This is a genomic window from Pseudomonas sp. SID14000 (genome assembly GCF_002165135.1).
In the GTDB taxonomy this organism is placed as follows: domain Bacteria; phylum Pseudomonadota; class Gammaproteobacteria; order Pseudomonadales; family Pseudomonadaceae; genus Aquipseudomonas.
Genome location: NZ_NFZQ01000012.1, coordinates 67,829 through 85,953 on the forward strand (window position 1 = coordinate 67,829; position 18,125 = coordinate 85,953).

Annotated in this window: 19 protein-coding genes; 12 read left to right on the forward strand and 7 right to left on the reverse strand. The window is 63.2% G+C overall.

The window, feature by feature from the left end; all coding sequences use genetic code 11:
* Positions 1-5: 5 nt before the first annotated feature.
* From CAY82_RS18750 to CAY82_RS18795, 10 genes are all read left to right on the forward strand, one after another.
* Positions 6-653 carry a phospholipid-binding protein MlaC gene (locus tag CAY82_RS18750; RefSeq protein ID WP_087502550.1) on the forward strand — a complete coding sequence of 216 codons (648 nt, stop codon included), beginning with the start codon at positions 6-8 and terminating at the stop codon, positions 651-653.
* Positions 650-952 (forward strand): lipid asymmetry maintenance protein MlaB, encoded by a 303-nt coding sequence (locus CAY82_RS18755; protein ID WP_087502551.1) that lies wholly within the window; start codon positions 650-652, stop codon positions 950-952. The genes CAY82_RS18750 and CAY82_RS18755 overlap by 4 nt, the downstream gene beginning before the upstream one ends.
* A 117-nt stretch (positions 953-1,069) precedes the next feature.
* Positions 1,070-1,309 (forward strand): BolA family protein, encoded by a 240-nt coding sequence (locus tag CAY82_RS18760; RefSeq protein WP_003255121.1) that lies wholly within the window; start codon positions 1,070-1,072, stop codon positions 1,307-1,309.
* Between the two features lie 23 nt (positions 1,310-1,332).
* Positions 1,333-2,598 carry a UDP-N-acetylglucosamine 1-carboxyvinyltransferase gene (murA, locus tag CAY82_RS18765; RefSeq protein ID WP_087502552.1) on the forward strand — a complete coding sequence of 422 codons (1,266 nt, stop codon included), beginning with the start codon at positions 1,333-1,335 and terminating at the stop codon, positions 2,596-2,598.
* A gap of 102 nt (positions 2,599-2,700) precedes the next feature.
* Complete coding sequence (gene hisG / locus CAY82_RS18770) at positions 2,701-3,336, forward strand: ATP phosphoribosyltransferase (RefSeq protein ID WP_087502553.1); 636 nt, start codon at positions 2,701-2,703, stop codon at positions 3,334-3,336.
* A gap of 134 nt (positions 3,337-3,470) precedes the next feature.
* Complete coding sequence (gene hisD / locus CAY82_RS18775; RefSeq protein ID WP_087502554.1) at positions 3,471-4,796, forward strand: histidinol dehydrogenase; 1,326 nt, start codon at positions 3,471-3,473, stop codon at positions 4,794-4,796.
* Between the two features lie 2 nt (positions 4,797-4,798).
* Positions 4,799-5,845 (forward strand): histidinol-phosphate transaminase, encoded by a 1,047-nt coding sequence (gene hisC / locus CAY82_RS18780; RefSeq protein ID WP_087502555.1) that lies wholly within the window; start codon positions 4,799-4,801, stop codon positions 5,843-5,845.
* A gap of 171 nt (positions 5,846-6,016) precedes the next feature.
* Positions 6,017-6,667 (forward strand): FadR/GntR family transcriptional regulator, encoded by a 651-nt coding sequence (locus CAY82_RS18785; protein ID WP_087502556.1) that lies wholly within the window; start codon positions 6,017-6,019, stop codon positions 6,665-6,667.
* Between the two features lie 13 nt (positions 6,668-6,680).
* Positions 6,681-7,961: an MFS transporter gene (locus CAY82_RS18790; protein WP_087502557.1), complete on the forward strand. Its 1,281-nt coding sequence runs from the start codon at positions 6,681-6,683 to the stop codon at positions 7,959-7,961.
* A gap of 97 nt (positions 7,962-8,058) precedes the next feature.
* Positions 8,059-8,544 carry a nuclear transport factor 2 family protein gene (locus tag CAY82_RS18795; protein WP_087502558.1) on the forward strand — a complete coding sequence of 162 codons (486 nt, stop codon included), beginning with the start codon at positions 8,059-8,061 and terminating at the stop codon, positions 8,542-8,544.
* On the opposite strand, the gene CAY82_RS18800 is transcribed toward CAY82_RS18795, so the two are convergent.
* Entirely contained in the window at positions 8,523-9,395 is an 873-nt protein-coding gene (locus CAY82_RS18800; RefSeq protein ID WP_087502559.1) for a hypothetical protein, read from the reverse strand. The two genes, CAY82_RS18795 and CAY82_RS18800, sit on opposite strands and share 22 nt — an antisense overlap.
* A 37-nt stretch (positions 9,396-9,432) precedes the next feature.
* Between CAY82_RS18800 and CAY82_RS18805 the strand changes: the two genes are divergently transcribed.
* Positions 9,433-9,747 carry a GIY-YIG nuclease family protein gene (locus CAY82_RS18805; protein WP_140399123.1) on the forward strand — a complete coding sequence of 105 codons (315 nt, stop codon included), beginning with the start codon at positions 9,433-9,435 and terminating at the stop codon, positions 9,745-9,747.
* Between the two features lie 23 nt (positions 9,748-9,770).
* Here CAY82_RS18805 and yejK read toward each other — a convergent pair whose 3' ends face one another.
* Positions 9,771-10,778, reverse strand: coding sequence for a nucleoid-associated protein YejK (gene yejK / locus CAY82_RS18810; RefSeq protein WP_046615754.1), 1,008 nt, complete (start codon positions 10,776-10,778; stop codon positions 9,771-9,773).
* A gap of 370 nt (positions 10,779-11,148) precedes the next feature.
* Here yejK and CAY82_RS18815 point away from each other — a divergent pair, with 370 nt between their 5' ends.
* Positions 11,149-11,430, forward strand: a complete 282-nt coding sequence (locus tag CAY82_RS18815) for an HU family DNA-binding protein (RefSeq protein WP_003257928.1) — start codon at positions 11,149-11,151, stop codon at positions 11,428-11,430.
* Between the two features lie 50 nt (positions 11,431-11,480).
* On the opposite strand, the gene rlmF is transcribed toward CAY82_RS18815, so the two are convergent.
* The 5 genes from rlmF to CAY82_RS18840 form a co-directional block, all read right to left on the reverse strand.
* The gene (gene rlmF, locus CAY82_RS18820) at positions 11,481-12,434 is read right to left on the reverse strand and encodes a 23S rRNA (adenine(1618)-N(6))-methyltransferase RlmF (protein WP_087502560.1); all 954 of its coding nucleotides are present in this window, start codon (positions 12,432-12,434) and stop codon (positions 11,481-11,483) included.
* Positions 12,435-12,613: 179 nt separating this feature from the next.
* Entirely contained in the window at positions 12,614-15,460 is a 2,847-nt protein-coding gene (locus CAY82_RS18825) for a valine--tRNA ligase (protein WP_087502561.1), read from the reverse strand.
* A gap of 210 nt (positions 15,461-15,670) precedes the next feature.
* Positions 15,671-16,036 carry a DNA polymerase III subunit chi gene (locus CAY82_RS18830; protein WP_087502562.1) on the reverse strand — a complete coding sequence of 122 codons (366 nt, stop codon included), beginning with the start codon at positions 16,034-16,036 and terminating at the stop codon, positions 15,671-15,673.
* 5 nt (positions 16,037-16,041) lie between these two features.
* Positions 16,042-16,473 carry a DNA polymerase III subunit chi gene (locus CAY82_RS18835; protein WP_087502671.1) on the reverse strand — a complete coding sequence of 144 codons (432 nt, stop codon included), beginning with the start codon at positions 16,471-16,473 and terminating at the stop codon, positions 16,042-16,044.
* A 49-nt stretch (positions 16,474-16,522) separates the two neighbouring features.
* A complete protein-coding gene (locus CAY82_RS18840; RefSeq protein ID WP_087502563.1) occupies positions 16,523-18,016 on the reverse strand; it encodes a leucyl aminopeptidase in 1,494 nt (497 codons plus the stop codon).
* Positions 18,017-18,125: the final 109 nt, after the last annotated feature.

An 18,125-nucleotide genomic window follows, 5' to 3' on the forward strand; every position in this document is an offset into this window, starting at 1 on the left:
TTTCCATGATTTCCATCCTGCGACGTGGCCTGCTGGTCCTGCTGGCGGCCTTCCCCCTGCTGACCATGGCTGCGCAGACGCCACGCGATGTGGTTCAGGGCACCACCACTGAACTGCTGGGCGACCTCAAGGCCAACAAGGAACAGTACAAGTCCAACCCCAACGCCTTCTACGATGCGCTTAACCGCATCCTCGGCCCTGTGGTGGACGCCGACGGTATTTCCAGAAGCATCATGACCGTCAAGTACTCGCGCAAGGCTACCCCTGAGCAGATGCAGCGCTTCCAGGAAAACTTCAAGCGCAGCCTGATGCAGTTCTATGGCAATGCCCTGCTCGAGTACAACAACCAGGGCATCACCGTCGACCCGGCCAAGGCCGATGACGGCAAGCGCGCCAGCGTTGGCATGAAGGTCACCGGCAACAACGGTGCCGTGTATCCGGTGCAGTACACCCTGGAAAACATCGGCGGCGAATGGAAGGTGCGTAACGTGATCGTCAACGGCATCAACATCGGCAAGCTTTTCCGCGACCAGTTCGCCGACGCCATGCAGCGCAACGGCAACGACCTGGACAAGACCATCGACGGCTGGGCCGGCGAAGTGGCCAAAGCCAAGCAGGCCGCCGACAACTCGCCAGAGAAGACAGTCAAATGAGTGAGGCCGGTGTAAGCATGGCCGAGCCGGGCGTGCTGCGCCTGGCCGGTGTGCTGGACTACCGCAGCGGGCCGGTCCTGCGCAAGCAGGGCAAGGCGCTGATCGCGGCCTGCCGCGAGGCGCAGCTGGTGCTCGATTGTTCGGCAGTGCAGCGTTCCACCAGTGTCGGCCTGTCGTTGTTGCTGGGTTTCATGCGCGATGCCCAGGCCGCCGGCAAGGGTTGCCTGGTGCGCAGCATGCCCGACGACATGCGGGAAATTGCCGAGGTCTATGACCTCGATGAAGTGCTGGCAACCTGATGTTCCGGCACGGATGATGGCCCCTCGGTCAGCGAAGCCCTCGTTGGGCTTCGCAGGCGAGGGGCTTTTTTGTATGATGGCCGACCCGTGCGCATCGGGCGCCGATTGAGGTTGAGCATGCAGGCCGTAGAAGTTAAAAGCTTCCTTGAAGAGAAATTGCCGGGTTCCCGGGTCGAAGTTGAAGGCGAAGGCTGCAACTTCCAGTTGAACGTGATCAGCGACGAGTTGGCCGGCCTGAGCCCGGTCAAACGCCAGCAGGCGATCTATGCTCACCTGAATCCGTGGATCGCCAATGGCAGCATCCATGCGGTAACCATGAAATTTTTCAGCAGCGCAGCCTGGGCTGAGCGCACCTGAGCCAACGTGGCGGCGAGATTCCAATGGACAAACTGATTATTACTGGTGGCGCTCGCCTTGATGGCGAGATCCGCATTTCGGGCGCGAAGAACGCAGCCCTGCCTATTCTGGCGGCAACCCTGCTGGCCGACGGCCCGGTCACCGTGGGCAACCTGCCGCACCTGCACGACATCACCACCATGATCGAGCTGTTCGGTCGCATGGGCATCGAGCCGGTGATCGACGAAAAGCTGGCGGTGGAGATCGACCCACGTACCATCAAGACCTTGGTCGCGCCTTACGAGCTGGTCAAGACCATGCGCGCCTCGATCCTGGTGCTGGGCCCGATGGTCGCCCGTTTCGGCGAGGCCGAAGTGGCCCTGCCTGGCGGTTGCGCCATTGGCTCGCGCCCGGTCGACCTGCACATCCGTGGCCTCGAGGCCATGGGCGCGAAGATCGAAGTCGAAGGCGGCTACATCAAGGCCAAGGCGCCTGAGGGCGGCCTGCGCGGTGCGCACTTCTTCTTCGACACCGTCAGCGTGACCGGTACCGAGAACATCATGATGGCCGCGGCCCTGGCCAAGGGCCGCAGCGTGCTGCAGAACGCCGCGCGCGAGCCGGAAGTGGTCGACCTGGCCAACTTCATCAACGCCATGGGCGGCAACGTCCAGGGCGCTGGTACCGACACCATCACCATCGATGGCGTCGAGCGCCTGGGCTCGGCCAACTACCGCGTGATGCCGGACCGTATCGAGACCGGCACCTACCTGGTTGCCGCTGCCGTGACCGGTGGCCGCGTCAAGGTCAAGGACACCGACCCGACCATCCTTGAAGCGGTCCTGGAAAAACTCAAGGAAGCCGGCGCCGACATCAACACCGGCGAAGACTGGATCGAGCTGGACATGCACGGCAAGCGGCCGAAAGCCGTCAACCTGCGTACCGCCCCGTACCCGGCGTTTCCGACCGACATGCAGGCGCAGTTCATCTCGCTCAACGCCATTGCCGAAGGCACCGGTGCAGTGATCGAGACGATCTTCGAAAACCGCTTCATGCACGTCTACGAAATGCATCGCATGGGCGCGCAGATCCAGGTCGAAGGCAACACTGCCATCGTCACTGGTGTCAAGGCGCTGAAGGGTGCCCCGGTAATGGCCACCGACCTGCGTGCTTCTGCCAGCCTGGTGCTGTCGGCGCTGGTAGCCGAAGGCGATACCCTGATCGATCGCATTTACCACATCGACCGTGGTTACGAGTGCATCGAAGAAAAACTGCAGATGCTGGGCGCGAAGATCCGTCGCGTACCGGGCTAGTCGTCTGCTGCGGCAGCGGGCTTGCCCGCTCCCGCATAACGAATTGAATGCGGTCGGGCTCGACGCCCGGCCGGCAGTAGCCGCTTAAGGACCGACGTTCCAATGTTGACCATCGCGCTTTCCAAAGGCCGTATTCTCGACGATACCCTGCCGTTGCTTGCCGAGGCTGGTATCGTGCCGACCGAGAACCCGGACAAGAGCCGCAAGCTGATCATCCCCACCACGCAGGACGATGTGCGCCTGCTGATCGTTCGTGCGACCGACGTGCCGACCTATGTCGAGCATGGTGCTGCCGACCTGGGGGTGGCCGGCAAGGATGTGCTGATGGAGTACGGCGGTCAGGGCCTGTACGAGCCCCTGGACCTGCAGATTGCCTGTTGCAAGCTGATGACTGCTGGCGTGGTCGGTGCACCCGAACCCAAGGGCCGTCTGCGCGTGGCTACCAAGTTCGTCAATGTAGCCAAGCGCTATTACGCCGAGCAGGGCCGCCAGGTCGACATCATCAAGCTGTACGGCTCGATGGAACTGGCACCGCTGATCAACCTTGCCGACAAGATCATCGACGTGGTCGACACCGGCAATACCCTGCGTGCCAACGGCCTGGAGCCCCAAGAACTGATCGCCACGATCAGCTCGCGCCTGGTGGTCAACAAGGCCTCCATGAAAATGCAGCACGCCCGTATCCAGAGCCTGATCGACACGCTGCGCGGTGCGGTCGAATCGCGACACCGCGGCTGACTCTCTACCGACTGCGCGCGGCCTTCGCTGTCGCGCCCGTCTATCCGCGTCATAGCCATTTTTCTCGGGTGCCCGCGCGGATGGACTGGTAGCCTAGGGCGCCTGAGCATTCGCCAATAATCGAGGCCCTCGCCATGACCGTGTCCACTGCAATTGCCCGTCTCAACGCTGCTGATCCGGATTTTGTCCGACATCTGGATCATCTGCTGAGCTGGGAAAGTGTGTCCGATGACGCGGTCAACCAGCGCGTGCTCGACATCATCAAGGCCGTGCGTGAGCGTGGCGATGCGGCATTGGTGGAGTTCACCCAGCGTTTCGATGGTGTCGATGCCAAGTCGATTGACGACCTGATCCTCGATCGCGCGCGCCTGGAACTGGCCCTGACCCGCATTACCCCGGCCCAGCGTGAAGCCCTGGAAAAGGCCGCCAACCGTGTGCGCATGTACCACGAGCGGCAGAAGCAGGACTCCTGGCAGTACACCGAAGCCGATGGCACCGTGCTCGGCCAGAAGGTTACCCCACTGGACCGTGCCGGCCTGTATGTGCCGGGTGGCAAGGCGTCGTACCCGTCGTCGGTGCTGATGAACGCTATCCCGGCCAAGGTCGCCGGTGTGACCGAAGTGGTGATGGTGGTGCCGACCCCGCGTGGCGAGGTTAACGAGCTGGTGCTGGCGGCTGCCTGCATCGCCGGTGTCGACCGTGTGTTCACCGTCGGTGGCGCCCAGGCTGTTGCTGCGTTGGCCTACGGTACCGAAAGCGTGCCGCAGGTGGACAAGATCGTCGGCCCGGGCAACATCTACGTCGCCACCGCCAAGCGCCACGTGTTCGGTCAGGTGGGTATCGACATGATCGCCGGCCCGTCGGAAATCCTTGTGGTGTGCGACGGCCAGACCGACCCGGACTGGATCGCCATGGACCTGTTCTCCCAGGCCGAGCACGACGAAGATGCCCAGGCCATCCTGGTCAGCCCCGATGCCGCCTTCCTCGACCGCGTTGCCGCCAGCATCGACAAGCTGCTGCCGACCATGGAACGTGCCGGCATCATCGAGAAGTCGATCAATGGCCGTGGTGCGCTGATCCAGGTGCGTGACATGCAGCAGGCCATGGAAGTGGCCAACCGCATCGCGCCGGAGCACCTGGAGCTGTCGGTGGCCGACCCGCAGGCCTGGCTGCCGCACATCCGCCACGCTGGCGCGATCTTCATGGGCCGCCACACCAGCGAAGCGCTGGGCGACTACTGCGCCGGCCCTAACCACGTGCTGCCCACCTCAGGCACCGCGCGTTTCTCGTCGCCGCTGGGGGTGTATGACTTCCAGAAGCGTTCGTCGATCATTTTCTGCTCTGAGCAGGGCGCCTCCGAACTTGGCCACACCGCCTCGGTCCTGGCCCGTGGCGAGTCGCTGACCGCCCACGCCCGCAGCGCTGAATACCGCATCCTTACCCAAGAGAAGGGGAACTGAGCATGAGTCGATTCTGGAGCCCCTTCGTCAAGGACCTGGTGCCTTACGTACCGGGCGAGCAGCCCAAGCTTGCCCGCCTGGTCAAGCTGAACACCAACGAAAACCCCTATGGCCCGTCGCCCAAGGCGCTGGAGGCCATGCGCGGCGAGCTGAACGACAACATGCGCCTGTACCCGGACCCGAACGGTGACCGGCTGAAGCAGGCGGTGGCCGAGTACTACGGCGTGACCCCGACACAAGTATTCGTCGGCAATGGATCGGACGAGGTACTTGCGCACATCTTCCACGGTCTGTTCCAGCACGACGCACCGCTGCTGTTCCCGGACGTCAGTTACAGCTTCTACCCGGTCTACTGCGGCCTCTATGGTATTGCCTTCGAGCAGGTGGCGCTGGATGAGCAGTTCCAGATCCGTATCGAGGACTACAACAAGCCCAACGCCGGTATCATCTTCCCCAACCCCAACGCGCCGACCGGCTGCCTGATGCCGCTGCAGGCGGTGGAGCAGTTGCTGCAGGCCAACCGTGATTCGGTGGTGGTGGTCGATGAAGCCTACATCGATTTCGGTGGCGAAACGGCCATCAGCCTGGTGGACCGCTACGATAACCTGTTGGTCACACAGACCCTGTCCAAGTCGCGCTCGCTGGCCGGGCTGCGGGTTGGCCTGGCGGTGGGGCACCCGGACCTGATCGAGGCGCTGGAGCGGATCAAGAACAGCTTCAACTCCTACCCGCTGGACCGTGCGGCGATCGTTGGTGCAGCTGTGGCGTTCGAGGACCGCGAGTACTTCGAGGAGACCTGCCGCAAGGTGATCGACAGCCGCGAGGTATTGGTCGGGCAACTGCGGGCGAAGGGCTTCGAAGTACTGCCGTCGGCGGCCAACTTCATCTTCGCCCGCCATCCGCAGCAGGATGCCGGTGAGCTGGCTGCGCGCCTGCGTGAGCAGGGTGTAATCGTGCGCCACTTCAAGCAGCCACGTATTGCCCAGTTCCTGCGCATCACCATCGGCACGCCAGAGATGAACCAGGCGCTGCTCGATGCGTTGAACTGACGCCATCCACTACCCTGCGCGGTCCTTGTAGGAGCGGCCTTGTGTCGCGATAGGGCCGCAAGGCCGCTCCTACAAAAAATCGTGCCAGGTTTTAATCGCTGCTCTCTTCAATGACAAACACTTTGCCGAACGGTATGCTGCGCCAATTCATCGGATGATTGGTTGAGTAGCATGAGTACAGAACTGACCAAGCGTTCCCTTGTCGAACTGGCCGTCGAACGCATGCGCGAACGCATTGAGCAGGGCGACTGGCAGGTTGGCCAGCGATTGCCGACCGAGCCGGAACTGGCCCTGCAGTTGGGCATCAGCCGTAACACCGTACGCGAGGCCATGCGTGTGCTGGCGTTCAGTGGCCTGGTGGAGATCCGCCAGGGTGATGGCAGTTACCTGCGCACGGCTCAGGACCCGCTGCAGGCAGTGCAGGCGATGTCGCGCTGCACGCCCGAGCAGGCCCGTGAAACCCGGCACATCCTGGAAGCCGAGGCCATCGGCCTGGCCGCACTGCGCCGTACCGATGCCGACCTGCAAGCGCTGCGTGCTGCCCTGGCCAGTAGTGCCGGGCATTTTCACGGCGATGTCGACGCCTATGTGGCCTGCGACCTGGTCTTTCACCAGCGGTTGGTCGATGCCGCTCATAACCCGGCCTTGAGTGAGCTGTACCGGTACTTCTCCGGAGTGGTGGCCGCCGCGTTGCAGCACAACATGGCGACCGTCCCGCGCTGCCAGGCCACGTTCGACCTGCATGGGCAGATCCTTGCCGCCATCGAGCAACGCGATGCGGAGCGGGCCAAGCGCCTGAGCCGTACCCTTATCGAATCCTGACCCCGAGAAGGCCATGGCTGAATCAATCACCCGTAATACCCCGCCGAACGAGCGGGACCTCGATGAGTTGCTTATCGACGCCGAAGCTGACGATGAGCAGGTACAGCAACAGCCTGTGGTGCTGCAGCGGCCCTGGCTGTTGTTGCTCGGCTTGGTGCTGGTGGCATTGAACCTGCGCCCGGCGTTGTCGAGCATGGCGCCGGTGCTGGGCCAGGTATCCGAAGGCTTGGGCCTGAATGCCTCGCAGGCCGGGTTGCTGACCACCTTGCCGGTGCTATGCCTGGGCCTGTTCGCCCCTCTGGCGCCGGTGCTGGCGAGGCGCTTCGGTAGTGAACGGGTAGTCCTCGGCATCCTCGTCACCCTGGCGTTGGGCATCGTGCTGCGTAGCACTCTGGGGACCGCCGGGGTGTTCCTTGGCAGCCTTGTGGCGGGGGCCAGCATCGGCATTATCGGCGTGTTGTTGCCGGGTATAGTCAAGCGCGACTTCCCACAGCACGCGGGCACGCTGACCGGCGTGTACACCATGGCGCTGTGCCTGGGTGCTGCCATGGCGGCCGGGGCCACCGTTCCCCTGGCCCGACATTTCGACGGCAGTTGGGCGCTGGGGCTGGGCTTCTGGACGATGCCGGCCTTGCTGGCCATGCTGGTGTGGCTGCCGCAGGCCCGGCAGGGCCATGGCCTGCACAAGGTAGCCTATCGCGTGCGTGGCCTGTGGCGCGACCCGCTGGCCTGGCAGGTGACCTTGTACATGGGCCTGCAGTCGTCGCTGGCCTATATCGTCTTTGGTTGGTTGCCATCAATCCTGATCGGTCGCGGCCTGAGCCCGACCGAGGCGGGCCTGGTGCTGTCGGGGTCGGTGATCGTGCAGTTGGTCAGCTCACTCAGTGCGCCCTGGCTTGCCACTCGCGGCAAGGACCAGCGCCTGGCGATCGTTCTGGTGATGCTGACTACCCTGGCCGGCCTGTTCGGTTGCCTGTATGCGCCGCTTTCCGGGCTGTGGGGGTGGGCGATCGTGCTGGGCCTTGGGCAGGGCGGCACTTTTGCCTTGGCGCTGACCTTGATCGTGCTGCGCTCGAAGGATGCCCATGTGGCGGCAAACCTTTCGAGCATGGCGCAGGGAGTGGGGTATACGCTGGCGTCGATGGGGCCGCTTGCGGTGGGGCTGGTGCATGACCTGACCGGGGGCTGGGCGGCAGTCGGGTGGATTTTTGCCGTGCTGGGGGGAGGCGCCATCGTGTTCGGCCTGGGGGCCGGGCGGGCTTTGCATGTGCAGGTGAGCAGCGAAAAAGTCTGAAGCTGATATTGGCTGTGCCGGCCATTTCGCCGGTACTGGCATAAGCAACCGGGGCAGATTATCGTGCTGTTTTGACCCCCAGGACGGACCAGCCCCCATGAGCGACGCCAACCGCGACCTGATCACCCGTTTCTACCAGGCCTTCCAGCGCCTGGACGCCGAGGCCATGGTCGCCTGCTACAGCGACGATATCGTCTTCAGCGACCCGGTCTTCGGCACCCTGCGCGGCAAGGATGCAGGCGACATGTGGCGGATGCTCACCAGCCGTGCCAAGGACTTCACCCTGACATTCGATAACGTCCGCGCTGACGAGCACAGTGGTGGAGCGCATTGGGTGGTCACCTACCTGTTCAGCCAGACCGGCCGCACCGTGGTCAACGATATCCAGGCGCGCTTCGTGATCCGTGACGGGCTGATCTGCCAGCACGATGACCACTTCGACTTGTGGCGCTGGACGCGGCAGGCGCTGGGAGTGCCTGGCATGCTGCTGGGCTGGTCGCCGCTGGTGCAGAACAAGGTACGCCAGCAGGCATTCAAAGGCCTGCGGGCATACCAGCATGCTCAAGGCAGCGCTACCGCCTGATCACTCTCGTGATAACTGAAGGCGGCGCGTTCATCGAGGTCGTTCGGTAGGCGGATACGGATGACAGGTATGAATGTGCCGTTGGTCCTGTGCCAATCCTGCTGATCAGCCTGAGCTTGTTGCAATGCGCCGTAAGCGCCTTCGACATGGAAGAACGACTGGATTGGCAGCCTGCTGGACTGCTCTTCGTCCCACGCACCGATCACCACTTCGTTCCACGGGAAAGGTAGTTCAGGTGCAAACAACTGTTTGGCACGTACGCTCTGGTAGAAGGCTTCAGCCCGCTCAGGAACCCGCGCCCGACGGATATCGAATGCACACTGGGCCTTGTAGTCGCCGCTCTGCCGGAAGCGCTCCATCCACTGCTCGGCAGTGAGTACCCCCTGTTCATGGCAGGCCGCTTCGGTTGCGGCCGTCTGCCGGTTGTCGCCGCAACCGCGGTTGTCACGCTCCCAGGTATCACCGTCAGTGGGCCAGGCGCATAGCATTTCGTAGCGCAAGCTCTCTTTCGGGCGTTGCAGCAGCGGGTACAGGGTAAAGCCGCTACGGCCGTCGGCAGCCAGCTGCGTGGTGGGAATGTCGGCGCGCAGGTAAGAGAACGATACGCCGCCTTTGTCCTTGCTGTTCTGGCTATGATGCCAGGAGTGATAAAGCGGTGAAGGTCTGGTTGACCTTAGTAAAACGCCCGAACAGGCGTGGGCAGGTACCGCGTTGCCCGGGCAATGCGCGGGCGTGGAATCGTAGTTTTTCTGCAACTGCTCGGCGGTCCGGGCGCCGATGGAGGCCTGGGCGGTGGATACGCCGGCCAATAGGGCAGCGGCAAGCAAGGTGCGGGATACTGAAGTGAGCATGATGAAGCCCTTTTGGGGTGGGCTCACCAAATTAATGATGGAAAGAGCAGGCGTCGTGAGTGAAAAAGTGCCGGATCAGGCAGTAAAACCCTGGTATGTCTACTTGGTAAGGGCTGCCAATGGATCGCTGTATTGCGGTATCAGCGATGACCCGCAGCGGCGCTTTCTGGCGCACCAGAAAGGGCAGGGCGCGCGTTACTTCAAGACCAGCCCGGCCCAGGCGCTGGTGTATGTAGAGCAATGGCCGGACAAGGGCGAAGCATTGCGCCAGGAGCGGTTGGTGAAGCGGCTGCGCAAGTCGGCGAAGGAGGCGTTGGTGGCCTCCTATGGGGCTGGGTCTTCCGCTATTTAGGGCCGCTTCGCGCCCCAGGGCCATCAGTCCTTGCGCCGCTTCAACTGGTCCACCAGCGTGGTCGGAAGCCCCTTGATGATCAAGGTCCCTGCCGCTTCGTCATATTCGACCTTGTCCCCAAGCAGGTGCGCTTCGAAGCTGATCGACAGCCCCTCGGCACGCCCGGTGAAACGGCGGAACTGGTTGAGAGTGCGCTTGTCTGCGGGGATTTCCGGCGACAGGCCGTAGTCCTTGTTGCGGATGTGGTCGTAGAACGCCTTGGGCCGGTCCTCGTCGATCAGGCTGGACAGCTCTTCCAGCGTGACCGGCTCGCCCAGCTTGGTCTGGGTAGTAGCGTACTCGACCAGGGTCTGGGTTTTTTCGCGGGCGGACTCTTCTGGCAGGTCTTCGCTCTCGACGAAGTCGCTGAAGGCCTTGAGCAGGGTGCGGGTTTCGCCCGGGCCGTCGACGCCCTCCTGGCAGCCGATGAAGTCGCGGAAGTAGTCCGAGACTTTCTTGCCGTTCTTGCCCTTGATGAACGAAATGTACTGTTTGGAGTTCTGGTTGTTCTTCCACTCCGACAGGTTGATGCGCGCGGCCAGGTGCAACTGGCCGAGGTCGAGGTGGCGCGAAGGCATCACGTCGAGTTCGGCATTCACCGCCACGCCTTCGCTGTGGTGCAGCAGGGCGATCGCCAGGTATTCGGTCATGCCTTGCTGGTAGTGGGCAAACAGGATGTGGCCACCGGTGGAGAGGTTGGACTCTTCCATCAGCTTCTGCAGGTGCTCCACGGCCACGCGGCTGAAGGCGGTGAAGTCCTTTTCTTCGTCCAGGTACTGCTTCAGCCAGCCGCTCAGCGGGTAGGCGCCAGACTCGCCGTGGAAAAAGCCCCAGGCCTTGCCTTGCTTGGCGTTGTAGCTGTCATTGAGGTCGGCCAGCAGGTTTTCGATGGCGTCGGAGGCGGCCAGTTCGGAATCGCGGGCATGCAGCACGGCGGGGCTGCCATCGGGCTTTTTGTCGATCAGGTGAACGATGCAATGACGGATTGGCATGGAATTCTCGGCGAGCTGCAAAAGTCGCTCAGTTTACCCTAGACACAAGGTGATGCAGTGGCCGGATGTTGGCAGAAATGCCGGTTGTTCGTTTTTTGTTCAGATTTGCCCGTTTTCGGCTAAAACCCCCGAAAAACCTGCATTAAATCGAAGTGCGCAGCGGATATTTATCCGTTCCTGTGGTAGCTTTGCGCGGTCTTGCGCCCCTCGTGTGGCGCATTGCTGGCAGCGTGCTGTCGTCGTGTCGAACCAAACGTCGATTTACGTATCTACATACGCGATTGGCGCGGCCCTCCACTTTCAGGGGCTGGCCCGATAACGTCGTAGTCCGCTGCATAACCATCGAATTTGATAGGGAAGGAACACCACCATGGCATTGACCAAAGACCAACTGATTGCCGACATCGCCGAATCGATCGCCGCGCCAAAAGCCACCGCCAAGAACGCTCTGGAGCAACTGGGCCAGATCGTTGCCGACCAACTGGAAAACGGCGCTGAAATCACTCTGCCAGGCATCGGCAAGCTGAAAGTCGCTGAGCGTCCTGCCCGTACCGGCCGCAACCCTTCGACTGGCGCTGCCATCGAAATCGCTGCCAAGAAAGTCGTCAAGTTCGTTCCAGCCAAAGTGCTGACCGACGCCATCAACAAGTAATTGTTGAAGCTTTGACGAAACCGCGCCCGGCTTGCCCGGGCGCGGTTTTTTCATGCCTGGGATTTACGCCGGGCGTGCCAGGCCTGGCGCGCGGCGTCGTCGTGGAAACTCCAGGCGACCATGCGGCTTTGCTTCTGCCCCTGGCCCATTTCACTGATGCGCACGGCCTTGGCGCCCGCTTTCTTGAGCGCGGCCTCGATCCCCGGCAGATTGCTGGCCTTGGACACCAGGCTGGTGAACCACAGTACCTGCTCGGCGTACTGCACGCTTTCGCTGACCAGTTGAGTGACAAAGCGGATCTCGCCACCTTCGCACCACAGTTCATTGTTCTGGCCACCGAAGTTGAGCACCGGCAGCTTGCGCTTGGGGTCCTGCTTGCCGAGGTTCTTCCACTTGCGTTGGCTGCCACGGGTGGCTTCGTCGCGTGAGGCATGGAAGGGCGGGTTGCACAGGGTCAGGTCGAAGCGTTCGTCCTCCTGCAGCAGGCCGCTGAGGATGTGCGCACGATTGGCCTGCTGGCGCAGGGTGATGGCCTTGCCCAGGCCGTTGGCCTGGACGATGGCTTTGGCCGAAGCCAGGGCCACGGGGTCGATGTCCGAACCCAGGAAGCGCCAGCGGTAGTCGCTGTGGCCCAACAGCGGGTAGATACAGTTGGCGCCCACGCCGATGTCCAGCGCGCGCACCTGGGCGCCCTTGGGGATCTCGCCGGCATTGTCGTCGCCCAGCAGGTCGGCGGCCACGTGGATGTAGTCGGCGCGGCCGGGAATCGGCGGGCACAGGTAATCGGCGGGAATGTCCCAGTGCTGGATGCCGTACTGGGCCTTGAGCAAGGCACGGTTGAACACTCGCACGGCTTCGGGGTTGGCGAAGTCGATGCTGGGTTTGCCGTGGGGGTTGGTGATGGTGAAGCGCGCCAGGTCAGGGTGGGCCTTGATCAGGCTGGGGAAGTCGTAGCGGCCCTGGTGGCGGTTGCGCGGGTGCAGGGTGGGTTTGTTCGGGGTCATGGCAGTGTCCAGCCCTATACGAGCGGTGGCTGATAGAGCCTGGGGCTGCTTTGCAGCCCTTTCGCGACACAAGGCCGCTCCTACAGGATAGCGGCGCCCTTCAGATCGGCGCCGTCCCTGTAGGAGCGGCCTTGTGTCGCGAAAGGGCCGCATAGCGGCCCCAGCTTTTTCTCTAGTGATTAAAGCGCTGCAATCCGCGCATGCTGCTCTGTGAAGTTGGCCAGGGCCTGTTCGGACTCGGCCAGCTTGGCGCGCTCCTTCTCGATCACCGCCGGCGGTGCCTTGTCGACGAAGGCTGCGTTGGACAGCTTGCCACCCACGCGTGCCACTTCACCCTCCAGACGCTGGATTTCCTTGTTCAGGCGCGCCAGCTCGGCATCCTTGTCGATCAGGCCGGCCATTGGCACCAGCACTTGCAGGTCACCGACCAGGGCGGTGGCCGACAGCGGCGCTTCGTCGGCATCGCCCAGTACGGTGAACGATTCGACCTTGGCCAGCTTCTTCAGCAGGGCTTCGTTTTCCTGCAGGCGACGCTGGTCGTCGGCGTTGGCGTTCTTCAGGAACAGCGGCAGCGGCTTGCCCGGGCCGATGTTCATTTCGGCGCGGATGTTGCGCAGGCCGACCATCAGCTCCTTGAGCCACTCGATGTCGCCTTCGGCGGCAGCGTCGATGCGTGCTTCATTGGCCACCGGCCAGGGTTGCAGCATGATGGTCTTGCCTTGGATGCCGGCCAGCGGCGCGATGCGCTGCCAGATTTCTTCGGTGATGAACGGCATGAACGGGTGCGCCAGGCGCAGGGCCACTTCCAGCACGCGCACCAGGGTGCGGCGGGTGCCACGGGCGCGCTCGACCGGGGCGTTCTCGTCCCACAGCACCGGCTTGGACAGCTCCAGGTACCAGTCGCAGTACTGGTTCCAGATGAACTCGTACAGCGCCTGGCTGGCCAGGTCGAAGCGGAACTGCTCCAGCTGACGGGTCACTTCGGCTTCGGTGCGCTGCAGCTGCGAGATGATCCAGCGGTCGGCCAGCGACAGCTCGACGGCTTCGCCGTTCTGGCCGCAGTCCTCGCCCTTGTCCAGCACGTAGCGGGCGGCGTTCCAGATCTTGTTGCAGAAGTTGCGGTAGCCTTCGACGCGGCCCATGTCGAACTTGATGTCGCGGCCGGTGGAGGCCAGCGAGCAGAAGGTGAAGCGCAGGGCGTCGGTGCCGTAGCTGGCGATACCTTCGGGGAACTCGGCCTTGGTCTGCTTGGCGATCTTCTCGGCAAGCTTGGGCTGCATCATGCCGCTGGTGCGTTTTTCCAGCAGGGCGTCGAGGGTGATGCCGTCGACGATGTCCAGCGGGTCAAGTACGTTGCCCTTGGACTTGGACATCTTCTGGCCCTGGCCGTCACGTACCAGGCCGTGCACGTACACGGTCTTGAACGGTACCTGCGGTGTGCCATCCTCGTTCTTGATCAGGTGCATGGTCAGCATGATCATGCGCGCAACCCAGAAGAAGATGATGTCGAACCCGGTCACCAGCACGTCGGTGGAGTGGAACTTCTTGAGGAACTCTGTCTGTTCCGGCCAGCCCAGGGTGGAGAAGGTCCACAGGCCCGAACTGAACCAGGTGTCGAGCACGTCATCGTCCTGGCGCAGGACCACGTCGGCGCCCAGGTTGTGCTTGGCGCGCACTTCTTCCTCGTTGCGGCCGACATAGACCTGGCCGGCCTCGTCGTACCACGCCGGGATGCGGTGGCCCCACCACAGCTGGCGGCTGATGCACCAGTCCTGGATGTCACGCATCCAGGAGAAGTACATGTTCTCGTACTGCTTGGGCACGAACTGGATGCGGCCATCTTCCACGGCGGCGATGGCAGGTTCTGCCAGCGGCTTGGTGGAAACGTACCACTGGTCGGTCAGCCATGGTTCGATGACAGTGCCCGAACGGTCGCCTTTCGGCACTTTCAGGGCATGGTCGTCGATGCTCACCAGCAGGCCCTGGGCATCCAGGTCGGCGACGATCTGCTTGCGCGCGACGAAGCGGTCGAGGTTGGCATACTGGGCTGGCAGGCGGGTGTCGACCTGTTCGTTAACGCTGCCGTCGAGGTTGAAGGCCTGCGCGCTGGACAGCACGAAGGCGTTCTTGTCGAAGATGTTCAGCAGCGGCAGGTTGTGGCGTTTGCCGACTTCGTAGTCGTTGAAGTCGTGGGCCGGGGTGATCTTCACGCAGCCGGTACCGAACTCGGGGTCGCAGTAGTCGTCGGCGATGATCGGGATGCGGCGGCCGACCAGCGGCAGTTCGACGAATTTGCCGATCAGTGCCTGGTAGCGCTCGTCGTTCGGGTTGACCGCCACGGCGGCGTCACCCAGCAGGGTTTCCGGACGGGTGGTGGCGACTACCAGGTAGTCCTTGCCTTCGGCGGTCTTGGCGCCGTCGGCCAGCGGGTAGCGCAGGTTCCACAGGTGGCCCTTCTCGTCGTGGTTTTCCACTTCGAGGTCGGAGATGGCCGTGTGCAGCTTGGTGTCCCAGTTGACCAGGCGCTTGCCGCGGTAGATCAGGCCGTCTTCATGCAGGCGCACGAAGGCTTCCTTGACCGCTTCGGACAGGCCGTCGTCCATGGTGAAGCGCTCGCGGCTCCAGTCGACCGACGAGCCCAGGCGGCGGATCTGACGGCTGATGTTGCCGCCGGACTGGTCCTTCCATTCCCAGACCTTCTCCAGGAACTTTTCGCGGCCCAGGTCATGCCGGTTCTGGCCCTTGGCCTCGAGCTGGCGCTCGACCAGCATCTGGGTGGCGATACCGGCGTGGTCGGTGCCTGGCTGCCACAGGGTGTCGCGGCCTTGCATGCGGCGGAAACGGATCAGGGCGTCCATGATCGCGTTGTTGAACCCGTGGCCCATGTGCAGGCTGCCGGTCACGTTCGGCGGCGGGATCATGATGGTGTAGGACTCGCCTGCACCTTGTGGGGCGAAATAGTTCTCGGACTCCCAGGTGTTGTACCAGGAAGTTTCGATGGCGTGCGGCTGGTAGGTCTTATCCATGCGCGGCGGGACCCTGTGCATTTATTCGGGAAAGCCGGGAAGTATAACCAAGCTGGGGGCCGCAGGCGACAAGCTGCTGCTATCTGGCACGGCAGGGATGGCCTATTCGCGGGTAAACCCGCTCCCACAGGACCGGCGCAAGTCTCAAAGCTTGCGCCGGTCCTGTGGGAGCGGGTTTACCCGCGAAGAAGGCACCGCCGAATCGCGGTTTTACTCGGAACGCTTGATCAACCGCTCGATCCGCGCATCCAGCCGGCGCTTGATCTCGTTCTCGATGTGCGGGGTAAAGTCGTTGATCACGTCCTGCATGATCATCTGCGCCGCCGCGCGCAGCTCGCTTTCCAGGTGCAGCAGGGTGTCCTGGCGGCGGGTCTGTGGGTCATCTTCGGGCTCGGCAGCAACCGGTTCGGCCGCAGGCGTGTGGTTGCCAGGCGCTTCTTCCAACAACAACGGAATCTGCTCCACCGTCTCGGTCAGCAGTGGTGGTTGCAGGTCGGCGTCGCCAAGCAACTGGCGTATCGACTCGAGGTCATCGAGCAGATGGGCGGAGTCGGGCAGGGGGGAGGGTTTGTCCATCGTCGTCAAAATCGCTGTAAGCGGTGGTCTTGCAGAGCATAGCCCTGTTCACGGTAGAAACGGAATCGTTCACGGGCCGATTGGCGGATGCCAGGCTCCTCGACGACGATTTCGGCCACCCGCTCGAACTGGCCGACGAAGCCTGGTACGCCGGCGCCCAGGTTGATCAACAGGTCATGGTGATCGCCTGCACTGTCGGCGGCCAGGCCCAATGCCACGCCGGCATCGGCATGCACCTCCGCGAGGTCGTGTGGCACGAATGCCTCGCCCTTGAAGCGCCACAGGCGTTGATCAAGCTCGCCGCGCTGCTCGGCGTCCTGGCAATGCAGGTAGACCTTGTGGCCAAGGCGCCAGGCCTTTTCGCACAGCTTGCAGGCGAAATCGAGCCGCGCCGACAACGAGTCGGTGGGCAGGATGTAGAAATCGACTTTGCTCATGGTGGTATCGCCGGCCGGCGGCGCGCAGTGCGCCACCGGCTTCACGGCGTCAGGCGCCAGCGCGGTCCAGCAGGTACTGGGTCAGCAGGGGCACAGGGCGGCCAGTGGCGCCCTTGTCCTTGCCGCCGCTGACCCAGGCGGTGCCGGCGATGTCCAGGTGGGCCCAGTCGTAGGCCTTGGCAAAGCGCGACAGGAAGCAGCCGGCGGTAATGGTGCCGGCCTTCGGCCCGCCAATGTTGCCCATGTCGGCGAACGGGCTGTCCAACTGCTCCTGGTATTCATCGAACAGCGGCAGCTGCCAGGCACGGTCGTCGGCGCGCTTGCCGGCGTCGAGCAACTGGCCTACTAGATCGTCGTTGTTGCCCATCAGGCCGGTGGTGTGGCTGCCCAGGGCGACAATGCAGGCGCCGGTCAGGGTGGCGATGTCGATGACTGCCTGTGGCTTGAAGCGCTCGGCGTAGGTCAGGGTGTCGCACAGCACCAGGCGGCCTTCGGCGTCGGTGTTGAGGATTTCCACGGTCTGTCCGCTCATGGTGGTGACGATGTCACCCGGGCGGGTAGCGCCGCCGCTTGGCATGTTCTCGGCGCAGGCCAGCAGGCACACCAGGTTGACCGGCAGTTGCAGCTCGAGCACTGCACGCAGGGTGCCGAGTACGCTGGCGGCACCGCACATGTCGTACTTCATTTCGTCCATGCCGGCACCAGGCTTGAGGCTGATGCCACCGGTGTCGAAGGTGATGCCCTTGCCCACCAGCACGAAGGGCTTGTCCGCCTTCTTGCCGCCCTGGTAGTTGAGTACGATCAGGCGTGGCGGCTGGTCGCTGCCCTGGCCTACGGCGTAGAACGCGCCCATGCCCAGGTCCTTGATCTTCTTGTCGTCCAGTACTTCGACTTTAAGCGCCTTGTGCGCCTTGCCCAGGTCCTTGGCCTGCTCGGCCAGGAAGCTTGGGTGGCACAGGTTGGGCGGCAGGTTGCCCAGGTCGCGGGTGAATGCCATGCCGGTGGCAATGGCGCTGGCATGCTTGACAGCACGTTCGACCTCAGCCTGGCCGGCCTTCTCGGCCAGCAGAGTGACCTTCTTCAGGGCACGAGGCTCGGCCTTCTGACTCTTGAAACGGTCGAACACGTACTCGCCGTCGAGCAGGGTTTCGGCCAGCAGGCGGTACTTGCCGTAGTGGGCATCGCGGTTGCTGACCGCGATGTCGTCCAGGGCCAGCACTGCGTCAGCACCGTTCAGGCCCTTGAGCACGCCGGCGACGCTGCTGACCAGCTTGCGCCAGGCACGGTCGCCCAGGGCTTCGTCCTTGCCACTGCCCACCAGCAGCACGCGCTCGGCCTTCAGGCCCGGGAGGTTATGCAGCAGCAGGGTCTGGCCCGGCTTGCCCGCCAGGTCGCCACGCTTGAGCACGGCACTGATGGCGCCTTCGCTGGCCTGGTCGACGGCCTTGGCCACGGCGCCGAGCTTGCGGTTTTCACCTACCGGGAGGACCAGGGTGGCGGTTTTTACGGATGCAGCAGCTACGCTTTTTACAACCAGTTCCATGTCAGGATCCCCGAATGATCGATACAGTCGGCGCTGTGTATCCCAGCGCTCTGGACGGGCCTGGCCGCGTCGTCGCGTACCAGCGGAAAAGCTGCCAGTTTGAGCCTGC

Excerpts from the sequence above, each read along its gene's own strand:
- CAY82_RS18830 (WP_087502562.1), bottom strand. The coding sequence starts at position 16,036 with ATGGACAAACCCTCCCCCCTGCCCGACTCCGCCCATCTGCTCGATGAC.
- CAY82_RS18825 (WP_087502561.1), bottom strand. The coding sequence starts at position 15,460 with ATGGATAAGACCTACCAGCCGCACGCCATCGAAACTTCCTGGTACAAC.
- CAY82_RS18790 (WP_087502557.1), top strand. The coding sequence starts at position 6,681 with ATGGCTGAATCAATCACCCGTAATACCCCGCCGAACGAGCGGGACCTC.
- CAY82_RS18755 (WP_087502551.1), top strand. The coding sequence starts at position 650 with ATGAGTGAGGCCGGTGTAAGCATGGCCGAGCCGGGCGTGCTGCGCCTG.
- rlmF (WP_087502560.1), bottom strand. The coding sequence starts at position 12,434 with ATGACCCCGAACAAACCCACCCTGCACCCGCGCAACCGCCACCAGGGC.
- CAY82_RS18785 (WP_087502556.1), top strand. The coding sequence starts at position 6,017 with ATGAGTACAGAACTGACCAAGCGTTCCCTTGTCGAACTGGCCGTCGAA.
- CAY82_RS18805 (WP_140399123.1), top strand. The coding sequence starts at position 9,433 with ATGGAAAGAGCAGGCGTCGTGAGTGAAAAAGTGCCGGATCAGGCAGTA.
- hisD (WP_087502554.1), top strand. The coding sequence starts at position 3,471 with ATGACCGTGTCCACTGCAATTGCCCGTCTCAACGCTGCTGATCCGGAT.
- CAY82_RS18800 (WP_087502559.1), bottom strand. The coding sequence starts at position 9,395 with ATGCTCACTTCAGTATCCCGCACCTTGCTTGCCGCTGCCCTATTGGCC.
- hisC (WP_087502555.1), top strand. The coding sequence starts at position 4,799 with ATGAGTCGATTCTGGAGCCCCTTCGTCAAGGACCTGGTGCCTTACGTA.
- CAY82_RS18795 (WP_087502558.1), top strand. The coding sequence starts at position 8,059 with ATGAGCGACGCCAACCGCGACCTGATCACCCGTTTCTACCAGGCCTTC.
- murA (WP_087502552.1), top strand. The coding sequence starts at position 1,333 with ATGGACAAACTGATTATTACTGGTGGCGCTCGCCTTGATGGCGAGATC.
- hisG (WP_087502553.1), top strand. The coding sequence starts at position 2,701 with ATGTTGACCATCGCGCTTTCCAAAGGCCGTATTCTCGACGATACCCTG.
- CAY82_RS18815 (WP_003257928.1), top strand. The coding sequence starts at position 11,149 with ATGGCATTGACCAAAGACCAACTGATTGCCGACATCGCCGAATCGATC.
- CAY82_RS18835 (WP_087502671.1), bottom strand. The coding sequence starts at position 16,473 with ATGAGCAAAGTCGATTTCTACATCCTGCCCACCGACTCGTTGTCGGCG.
- yejK (WP_046615754.1), bottom strand. The coding sequence starts at position 10,778 with ATGCCAATCCGTCATTGCATCGTTCACCTGATCGACAAAAAGCCCGAT.
- CAY82_RS18750 (WP_087502550.1), top strand. The coding sequence starts at position 6 with ATGATTTCCATCCTGCGACGTGGCCTGCTGGTCCTGCTGGCGGCCTTC.
- CAY82_RS18840 (WP_087502563.1), bottom strand. The coding sequence starts at position 18,016 with ATGGAACTGGTTGTAAAAAGCGTAGCTGCTGCATCCGTAAAAACCGCC.
- CAY82_RS18760 (WP_003255121.1), top strand. The coding sequence starts at position 1,070 with ATGCAGGCCGTAGAAGTTAAAAGCTTCCTTGAAGAGAAATTGCCGGGT.